The following is a 9,629-nucleotide window of genomic DNA, read 5'->3' as shown; positions in this document are numbered from 1 at the left end:
CACCATCGGCGCGGATCTCGATGCATCCCATCCGGGTACTCCCACATGTCGATGTAGCAACAATCAGGCTGCGGCTCGCCGGGGGTATCGTCGAGCAGCCAGATCATGCGGTCGTTCAGCAGCGTCAGCGCATCCGACACCTTGCGCCATACCCGCCACGTCGGCACGCAGCGGCCGGTGTGCGTCGAACCGGCTTCTGGGCGGCTTCGCGAAGCGGGCGTTGGAGGCCGTCATGAAGGCGTTCGCCTCGTCCAGCGTGCTGAGGCTCTGCCGCGATAACGGCAGGCAGTCAATCCTGATTGAGACAGAGCCCGTTAGTGCAGCCATGCGGCATGCGCGTTTCCTTGCGATTGGCTGTAGAGCGTTGCGATCTGCGACGCGTTGAGTGCCTGTGTTTGCACGCGCACGTCGGACAGCGTGCCTTGCAGCGCGCCATGGCCTCCTTCGCCGATCTGCGAGAGTTCGAACGCGTTCCTCCAACTGCCGGTACCCGTCGGCGCGCCGTTCACGTAGACGGTCAGCGCGCCATTCTGCCGCGTGACCGCGACGTGCGCCCACATGTTTGCCGCGACCGACGCGTTCGCGACTACCACGTCACCACTGCCGCTATAGAGCCGGGGAAGCCGCGAATAGAAGTTCACGTCCATGCCGCCGCTACCGAAGAACAGCTCGTCCGCGTTCGATGGCGTGCGCGTGATGTTGACCCACGAGGCGAGCGTGAAGTCGCCGGTCAGCGGATAGCGCGTGACCGATGTGTTGCTCTGCACAGCAGAGCTTTGCAGCAGATTGGCGATTTCCAGCGTGCTCAGCGCGCGGTTGTATATGTGAACTTCGTCGAGCGCGCCGGTCAGCGAGCCCGCGACCGTGCGGCCTATCCCATCGACATTCAGCGTGGCGCCGAACGTCCCCTGCGCGGTCTTGATGCCGTTCACGTAGATGGACATTACGCCGCCCGCGCGCGTCAGTGCGACATGCGTCCACGTCTTCTGCGGTACCGCGAGCGACGACACAAGCACGTCGCCGGCCGAGCCGCCGTAGAAACGCGGATAGCCGCCATAGAAGTTGAAGTCATAGCCGTCGGCAGTATGGAAGAGGCCGTCGTGATTGCCCGGCGTGTTCGTCGTATTGACCCAGCCGTCGACCGTGAAATCGCCCGCGAGCGAGATGGGCGCGACCGAAGCGTAGCTGCTGCCCGCCAGTGTCAGCGCTTGGCCGGCGACGCCCGTGGACTTTCCCGCAGGGCCGACGAGCATGCCCGTATGCCCGTTCCCGGACGAGTCGGCAATCGTAGTCGTGACCTGCTCGAACGCGTACCACGCCTGCATACCGTCCGTCGGTACCGACGAAGAGAAGCGAAGCTTCGCGATTGCTACGCCGTGGTTCGCCTGGGGTATCGACGACACGTTCTGCCAGCCGCACGTTGTGATGTACCAGTTCCCGGAGTCGTCTTGCACGTACTCGGGCGCGTGAACCTTGAGCCGCTCAATGACGTTCGAACCTGACTTCGGCAGGTCCGAACCGTCATAGGTGCCGAAGTTGAGGCGGTTTTTCGAGCGCAGCAGGATCGTGTCCTCGTACGTCGGCGAGCCGGAGTCGGTATCGGTGGTCGACAGGTAGTACCAACTGCCGCGCTTGAACACGAACGGCGATTCGGTTGCGCCCCACGAGACTTCGACCGCGCCGTTTGCGAGCGTGAGCGCAATGCCCTGGTAGGTCCAGTTAAGAAGGTCCGTCGATGTATAGACGGGGACGCGCGAATGGCCTGTCGACGCGTCGTACGTGACCGTGTAAAGCAGGAACGTCCCGTCGTCGTCGCGGAAGATGCCGGGGTCGCGGAAGTTCGTGGGCCAGCCGGTCGAATTGTACGCCGGGCCGGACGCAGTGGAGATTGTCGTCGGCGTGCCGTTGACCACGATACCGAATCTGACTGGCGTGTTCGGCGACGCCTGCGTCGGATACGTGTTCACCGGCGTCCATTTCTGCAGCGTCGGGTCGGTCGACTTGAGGATTTCAAGTCGCGTCGCCGCGCGCCGGCAGTTGCCGTTGTTATCGCGGTCGCTGCGGAAGAGCAGGTAGATCGTGCCGTTATAATTGATCGACGACGGTGCCCACGCATTGCATGCGTTGCCGCTCTTGTCGTAGAACTGCGCGACCGGCGCAGCCTGTCCGTTCTTGTCGAGATTGCTGTAGGCGCCGGTGTTGATGACCGGATGCGGCGGGTAGAGGCTCGACAGGATCGTGTGATAAAACGAGTTCTCCGAGCCGTTGCCGCCGCCGTTGATTCCGATCACGTGCCAATTGCCATCGCCGCCCTTGATTACCGTGTGGTCGTTCGAATATTGCAGCGGGCCGGGGATCGTCGGGCTTGCGAGCGTCTGCCACGAGGTCGAGTCGATCGACGCGACCTCGAACTGGCCACCGGCGGGCGGCGCGTTGGTCTGTGCGCTTGCGCTTTGGACTGCCGCAGCTTGCATAATCGTGTGCGTGATCGCGCCGCCGTCTGACGCGACCTCGAACTGGCCATCGGCGGACGGCGCGTTGGTCTGTGCGCTTGCGCTTTGGACTGCCGCAGCTTGCACATTCGTGTGCGTGATCGCGCCGCCGTCTGACGCGACCTCGAACTGACTACCGTCGGTCTGCGCGCCTGCGCTCTGGACTGCCGCCGCTTGCGCAGCCGTGTGCGCGATCTCGGTGCCGTCTGACGAGGAGCCACCGCCGCATGCGGACAGCAAGGTCAGCAGCGCCGGCAGCAGCCAACGTTCGCAGTGTTTATTGAACGTCATCAAGTCTCGTCCTTGAGGTGGGCTGCGCAGTATGGTCAATCGGACCAGCGCGTGATAACAGCAATGTAGTTTCCATCGTTTTTTCTCGCGGCTGCGATGACCGCGTAATTGAATTTTTACCATCGCCCCAAGTTCAGGTCGAATATCTTTAAGAATTTGTCACCGTATCTTGAGGTAGGCGTCCCGGAGGGCATTGTCAGGTAGCTCGAGACCTTGCAAGCCGCCATACCTTCAAGTGCCTCGGCAAGTTTCGCGATGGCTTGCTAAGTCAGTTCGGCATCTGCCGGATCGGAGATAGCCAGCGACAGGCCGATCAGAAAGGATGAAGGCAAGAAGCGCATGTAATTTTCGCTCATTCGTAAAGAGTCTTTATTAGAATTCATGCAAAGCGGATTCGATCGTTTGTGGCAGCCGTTTTCAACATTTTCGAAACAATGATTAGGATGACGTACAATAAAATTTCATGGCCAGATAGAGATGTCGTACGGCCAGCCATTTACAGATGTCGCATCTTTCTCTGTTTCTGTGTTCACTCATTGTTGAAGGCCAGCGGTTGAAGCAGCAGGGCGCTGACGTTCATTCAGCGGGCCCTGGCAGACCGCTGGCCAGGTTTTGAATCTGGCTTTGCCTACCTCGACGCCGCGGTTCGTGCGCGAAGGCGAGCCCGCCGCCCGCCGGTCATCGCGCTGCGCATGCAGAGCCTGCGCCACCGCGAGCGCGTGCGCGAGACGCTTGTGCTCGATCACTGCACCTTGGTCCACCTCGGTCAGACGGTCATACTCGCGGTACGGCAGCGGCTGGCCGTCAGCACGGATCTCGATGCGTCCGTCCGGGTACTCCCACACGTCGATGTAACGGTGCACGAGTTTGCGGTTCTGGGGCTTGTCGTCCACCAGGTACATCACGCGGTCGTACTGCACCGTCAAGGCATTGGTCACCCGCCGCGTCTCGCGCCAGGTTATCAGCAGATCGAGATTCTCGTCGTCTCGCAGCGGCCGGTGTGCGTCGAAGTCGCTCTTCGGCGGCTTCGCACAGCGCGCGTTGTAGCTCGCCATGAAGGAGGGCGCCCAGGCATTCGCTTCGTCCAGCGTGCTGATCCGTCGATCTAGATGAACTCACCCAAGCATGCGCGGCGCGCACGGGGTTGATAGACCTTCGGCGGGCGCCGGGCCTGTGGCACCCAGAGTCCTGCGTCCGTCATGAGCTTCCTCACTGTTTCCTTCGACAGCACTTGGCCATGACACTCGTGTAGCTTCTCGGCGGCCAGCGTGGGCCCGAAATCGGCGTAGCGCTCACGGACGATGACCAGCGCGCGCTGCGCCAGGCCTGCGGGCAACTGGTGGTTGCTCGCGCTGCCTCGACGTTGCGAAACCAGCCCGCATGCGCCGGATTGCCGGTAACGCAACACCAGACGTTCGACCTGGCGGCGGCTGATACCAGCCGTTCGGCCGCGCGCCAGGGCATCAGCCGTGCCTCAGCAACAGCTTCGATCACCTTCAGACGGTCCAGCTCGCGCATGCTCATCGTGATCATCCCAGTGCAGGTTATCGGCGGCTCCACGCAGTCCGTGAAAACCGCGCCAGCATGCATCTCAAATCGTGCCTGCGTACGACATCTGTGCTTTGCCCAGCTACGAAATTACTATTTTGCTCCGACAAAAAAATATGTCGATAAATAAGATTATGTTAAATGATTGCTGGGCGCCGGGAGCGCAGGGACGGCCTTATCCCTTCGACGTTGTTCGACAGTTGCGTTACGACCACGAGCCAATGTCCATCAGGTTCCACAGTAATCGCGAGCGACGACATCGCGACCGTCCACGACTCCGGCCGCTACTTCCCTGGAGCCCGCCACCGAACGCCCTTTTATTCCTGCCAAGATATCGAAGCGATCGGTCGGAGTGAAGCAGATGTGCAAGCTTCGTAACGCGCCGCAGTTCGAGGAATGCGCAATGATCCCTGCGCTGGATCTGAGGCAACCATCGCCCGGCTAGCCGTCACATGAGGCACGCTTGCGGTAGCATCAAGGCCGTTCTTTCCGGAGCCACGATCCAATGGGAACCCGATACGCGATTCGAAAAGGAGACAAAACCACAGCAGACGGCGTGGTAATCGCTGCCTCTGAGATCCACTTGGTGTTCGGGGAACCGGTTGCACACGAAGGCGACAAGGTCTCCTGTCCAAAATGCCACTCTATCGGCACTATTCTCTGCACGGGCGATCGGCTGCCCGCGTTCGGGATGGATGCGCGCCCGATTGCCCTGAACGATGATCTCTGCCTCTGCCGATGTGTACCGCCGCCGAAGCTCCTCGCCTCGCAGATGCTGTTCTCGATCACGGCCGGCGATGGCGATACGAGCGGTGGCAATGAAGCGCTCTCCGCAAGCGCGGCACCCGCGGCTGAGTCAGCGTCATTGTCGGCGGTCGGCGCCGCACGCGCTAATGGCGCCTCAGCTATTGCGGCACCCGAGAGTGATGCAGACGGTGACACGCCGCTGGCTGCCCGTGGGCTGTCCGAGCACGACGAACAAGAGTGCCACGCGCAGTACGAGGCCGATATGATGGAGTGTCAGGCCTACGGGGCGATGGGCGGCAGCCGCGCGCGCTAGGTCTGCGAAGAAAGCGCGTTTCGGCGTTACAACCAGTGTCGAGGATACGGAGCCCGGTTATGACCGCAAGCAAGGCGCGTTGTGTGATCGTTGCCTACAACGAGGATGGAGAGGAAGTCCAGACATGCACAGTCGATCGTGCGGCGGTCGAAAAGCTGATGGCAAATGCGCTTAGCGTCAACTGGCCGCTTCAGGAATACGGTGGCAAGTTCGACGACGAGTTTGCACGGCGGATTGGCGGAACAGCGCTTCACCTGCTTGCGGCTTATCAGCCGGCGCTCAAGGAGCATCTCGCGGTCACGCCGGCGAAAGACTGAACACGCCAGTGAGCCGCCGCGGTGACGCCCAGCGGACAACGCCGCGCCACTGACCTCACCTATGTTAATAACGTCCTATGAATATGACGGCTATCGGGGTATTGATCAGCATCTGCAGCATAGCAACCGCAGCCGCGGCTGACGGTGGACGAACTGGCACTAAGCATCGGTGTGCCGCCGGCGCGCATGTAGTCGTACCTGCGCGGCATCGGGAATTCCAAGAAATCATGACCACCATCCTCAGGTCCGCGCTCGAGCTACTGCCGCTTGAAGCACTCCGGTCCTCAGCGACCGCCGCCGATCGCCCAAATAACCCCTCTACCTCTCCCGGTAAAGTCGTCAATCGCGACGACGTCAATGTACCTGCACGGCGACGAAATTCAGCGCGCTAGCGGGATGAATCAGGCTTTCGCCGCCCAAGAATAGCCGGCAAGCTATTGAATCTGCTCAACGGAACGGCCAGACTGGCACCACTCCTTCCACATCCTCAAATATGCCTGCTCCACTCCTCGAGCAAAGCGCGGGCCATCCATCAACGGTGATTGCTCCATTCGTTCTCGAAGCGAGCAACGCAACGTCCTCAGACGCGACCGGTCCCGCGCCAATCGCACAGCGATTCGCACAAATTCCTCGTCAGTCGAAGCGGACAGTTCTGGCAGCCCGAGATTTTGAAGCAATGCGTAACCCGCTCGACTGACAGGGCTGCTTCCGACAATCGTCACTACAGGCACCCCCATCCAGAAGCTATCGAGGCTCGTCGTGTGGCCATTGTACGGAAAGGTGTCGAGCGTGATATCTATCTTCTCAAATGTCAGCAGATACGCTTTGCGTGGCTGGTAGTCGCGGAAAATCAGCCTCGACGGATCCACGCCCATCGCCTCAAATATCGACCTCACCTGTTCTCGGGCACTCCCTTGCGCTAAAAGCAGAATCATCTTTGAATCAACGACGCTTTTAAGTATTGCGGCCCACAACTGGAGTGTTCGGTCTGTAAGCTTACGTGGACTATTCAAACAGCCAAACGTCACAAATCCATTTTCGTCCGCTGCTAGTCCGCTCACGGGGAATGGCGTTACCAGAGGGTCGTAACACCAGAAAGTATCCGGCAATCGGATTGACCTCTCACTGTAGCGATCGTCAGCTTTAGAACTTTCGGGGGGGGCGAGCCATGGGTCCGTCAGCCTATAGGTAATTGCTCTGCTGCCCGTCGTGCCAGGATAAGCGAGCCATGCCACCTGAACAGGCGCCGGCCTACGCGCGAAAAGAAGTGGCCGCCCTCCCGACATGTGCATCGTCAGGTCGACAAGAATATCAATCTGATCGTCCTTGATTATTTTCGCCACACTTTCATCACTGCTCATGGAGACGTCTCTCCAAATGTCGGCGTATTTTGAAAGCTGTGCGGTCACTTTATCTGTTATTCGAACACTCGAGTAACAGTAAATTTCGAGCGAAACGTGATCATGATTCCTCAAAAGTGGCATCATGTATAGCGATTGACAATGATTGCAAAAGTCGGGAGAAACATAGCCGATTCGCAATCGTCTTCCCTCTACACGATCGTTCGCATAATCTACATCCTGAGCGAGATATGGTGCTTCAAATTGGGCTGCAAACCGTCTGCATTCTCGAAGAATCTCATAACCATCATCTGATTTAAACAATAGAGAGTAGGCCAGATTAGAATGCGCAATAATGGAATCCGGATTTATCTCAACCGCCCTCCTATACGCATTGATTGAAGGCTGAATATCGCCCGCATTTTGCGTCGCCAATGCCTCACCGAGAATGAGTTGCGCATCCGCGTTGTTGGGATTCAATTCAATAGCACGCGCTGCGGCGATTGCCGCTTCTTCATAGCGCCGCATCTCATAGAGCAGGCGTGCATGATTCGAGTATCCGAGGACGAACCCGGTGTCAATCTCAAGTGCACGACGAAAAGCCTCGTCGGCTTCCGCAAATCGTCCTAGCTTTTGAAGCAAAAGCGCGAGGTCGTTGTACGCTTCGGTGAAGCGTGGCTCTGCGGTCAGTGCGTTCCTGTATGCAATCTCCGACTCTGCCGGCCGCTTCAATGCACGTAAAACAGCGCCAAGATTGTTGTGGAGCGTTGCATAGTTGGGGTGACTTGCCAGGCCGCGGCGATATACCTCTTCAGCGTCCGACAACATGCCTCTTTGCCGAAGTACGTTTCCCAAATTGCTGCTCACCTCGGCTGATTCCGGAGCAATGGCGAACGCGTGACGCAACAATTTCTCCCCTCTCGCGAGCTGTCCTAGTTCGCACAGGACCGTTCCCAGGTTGCAGTGTGGCTCAACAGCTTCGGGTTGGATGAACGTAGCTCGTTCCCAATATGCTGCGGCCTCCAGTTTCTTCCCCATGCTGTAGCAGCACGCACCCGCCAGATTCAATAACGTCCCGTTCCCAGTCTGTTCGTGGAGCAGCGGAACGATAACTTCAAGTGCTTTTTCTGGCTGCCGATTGCGATACAACGAGATTGCCAGATTGTGAACACTGCGCTCTTCTTTCACAGATTTCCTTAAGATATCGGAGGCATTCAGGGCCTTGTCACGTTAACGGTGTCGGCCGCAAAATCGCTAAAGATAATCGCCTGCGATAAGTCGAATCGCATAACAGACGTGCCCTGATAGAAAAATGTTGACCGAAGTTCGACAGAAATGCCTATGCGCGCATCGGGTACCGGGATCCGCGCACGCGGCATCGCTTCGGCACCCCGGCGGGTCGTCAACAAGATCGCAGGGCGCGCTTGCGCGGTCAGCCGGTTGACGATCTCATCAGGCAGACAGGTCTGGGTCGGTGAGCGACGGAACGAATCCACGTCCATCGGGAAAGCTACGGCAGCCATGCATATGCCCCTAGATGTTGCAGTAAACGATGGCGGGGCTCGGATCGGCCATGTCACCGCAGAGCGCTTCCCACGCCGGCTTGTTGGCGGGGTGGTCGGGTTGATAGGTCAGTGTGAGGAGATGTTGGCCCCACAACGTCAGACCAACATACCCGGCGGCGAAGTCCTGCTCGCGAGACCGCCACGCCTGCAAAGATGCAACGCTGTTGCAACGCGGGCATTGCAAGGTCGTCTGCCCCTTGGACGCCATCGATGCTTTGCACCAGGTGGTAAGCGCGTCGTCCAGTCTCTCCGTTTCGTCACCACCAAGCTCGATGCTCGTGGAGCAATGTGGGCAATTGGCGCGGAAACCACCCTCGATATTGAAGAAGAGTCCTTCAGCGCTGGGCTCACCGACGGCGTCTGGCTGCAAGGTGACAGCGCCCGCTGCGTCGTGTTGCCAATGGAACCCCACGACATGGATTTCTAACCGCTCTACGACAGGATAGATATTCGGATTGATCCGCTCGCCGCCACCCACGATCCCGGAGCCACAGGGAGCGTCACTCGGCAGATCATTGAGCCGATCAAAGCCCCGGTAGTCTTCTCGTACCGGAAAGGCCACTCTGGACAGGCAAACGTCCGAACGAAGCACGGGCAGGATGACACCACGATCAACGAGGCGTCGGTAGCACTTCCGCGCCACGTCGTAGGCGGCATCCCATGAGACGTCGGTGTCTACCAAGGAGGTATTGCGGTCACTCATAAAATTTCCTCAAATGAATCGATAAAGTCGGCGGCAACCGGACACGGTTAGATTTGAAGGCACGGCCTTTGATTCGCGCAACCCTAATGGCTTCACGGTGTCACGATCGTACTCGTCGCCCGTCCATAACGATCCTTTTCGGTTCGAAAGACTTTCGCTTGATAAGTCTTGCTGGCGAATTGGACCGTAGATGCTGCCTGAATGATCCGCTTGCGACGGCGTGAGGTGGCCGCCTGACCTGGCAGGACAGATTCGGGTGCCTCGCTGCGTGAGTAATTCGTAGGAAGTACCACGCGCGCCGTGCGCTCGACCA

At 58.9% G+C, this 9,629-nt stretch carries 7 protein-coding genes and 1 pseudogene; 2 read left to right on the top strand and 6 right to left on the bottom strand.

Annotation, left to right across the window (positions count from 1 at the left end):
• Nucleotides 1–314: 314 nt before the first annotated feature.
• Nucleotides 315–2,783, bottom strand: a complete 2,469-nt coding sequence (locus tag U5805_RS31255; protein ID WP_322107358.1) for a LamG-like jellyroll fold domain-containing protein — start codon at nt 2,781–2,783, stop codon at nt 315–317.
• 638 nt (nt 2,784–3,421) lie between these two features.
• Nucleotides 3,422–4,307 (bottom strand): annotated as a pseudogene (locus tag U5805_RS31250) (helix-turn-helix domain-containing protein); the annotation flags it as partial.
• A gap of 529 nt (nt 4,308–4,836) precedes the next feature.
• Between U5805_RS31250 and U5805_RS31245 the strand changes: the two are divergent.
• Nucleotides 4,837–5,391 (top strand): PAAR domain-containing protein, encoded by a 555-nt coding sequence (locus tag U5805_RS31245; RefSeq protein WP_322107357.1) that lies wholly within the window; start codon nt 4,837–4,839, stop codon nt 5,389–5,391.
• Between the two features lie 59 nt (nt 5,392–5,450).
• Nucleotides 5,451–5,708, top strand: coding sequence for a hypothetical protein (locus U5805_RS31240; protein ID WP_322107356.1), 258 nt, complete (start codon nt 5,451–5,453; stop codon nt 5,706–5,708).
• A gap of 434 nt (nt 5,709–6,142) precedes the next feature.
• Here U5805_RS31240 and U5805_RS31235 read toward each other — a convergent pair whose 3' ends face one another.
• The 4 genes from U5805_RS31235 to U5805_RS31220 form a co-directional block, all read right to left on the bottom strand.
• Nucleotides 6,143–8,236: a tetratricopeptide repeat protein gene (locus tag U5805_RS31235; RefSeq protein ID WP_322107355.1), complete on the bottom strand. Its 2,094-nt coding sequence runs from the start codon at nt 8,234–8,236 to the stop codon at nt 6,143–6,145.
• Nucleotides 8,237–8,262: 26 nt separating this feature from the next.
• Nucleotides 8,263–8,571, bottom strand: coding sequence for a hypothetical protein (locus U5805_RS31230; protein ID WP_322107354.1), 309 nt, complete (start codon nt 8,569–8,571; stop codon nt 8,263–8,265).
• 10 nt (nt 8,572–8,581) lie between these two features.
• Entirely contained in the window at nt 8,582–9,316 is a 735-nt protein-coding gene (locus U5805_RS31225; protein ID WP_322107353.1) for a hypothetical protein, read from the bottom strand.
• 92 nt (nt 9,317–9,408) lie between these two features.
• Nucleotides 9,409–9,629, bottom strand: a 221-nt coding sequence (locus U5805_RS31220) for a hypothetical protein (protein WP_322107352.1), incomplete at its 5' end; no start/stop codon positions are given.

The sequence above is a fragment of the Paraburkholderia sp. J41 genome (genome assembly GCF_905220235.1).
In the GTDB taxonomy this organism is placed as follows: Bacteria; Pseudomonadota; Gammaproteobacteria; order Burkholderiales; family Burkholderiaceae; genus Paraburkholderia.
Note: the sequence above shows the minus strand (reverse complement) of the source record. Positions and strands in the feature narration are given on the sequence as shown.

Bases quoted from the DNA above. Each gene is read 5' to 3' on its own strand.
- U5805_RS31230 (WP_322107354.1), bottom strand. From the start codon at position 8,571: ATGGCTGCCGTAGCTTTCCCGATGGACGTGGATTCGTTCCGTCGCTCA.
- U5805_RS31240 (WP_322107356.1), top strand. From the start codon at position 5,451: ATGACCGCAAGCAAGGCGCGTTGTGTGATCGTTGCCTACAACGAGGAT.
- U5805_RS31225 (WP_322107353.1), bottom strand. From the start codon at position 9,316: ATGAGTGACCGCAATACCTCCTTGGTAGACACCGACGTCTCATGGGAT.
- U5805_RS31245 (WP_322107357.1), top strand. From the start codon at position 4,837: ATGGGAACCCGATACGCGATTCGAAAAGGAGACAAAACCACAGCAGAC.
- U5805_RS31255 (WP_322107358.1), bottom strand. From the start codon at position 2,783: ATGACGTTCAATAAACACTGCGAACGTTGGCTGCTGCCGGCGCTGCTG.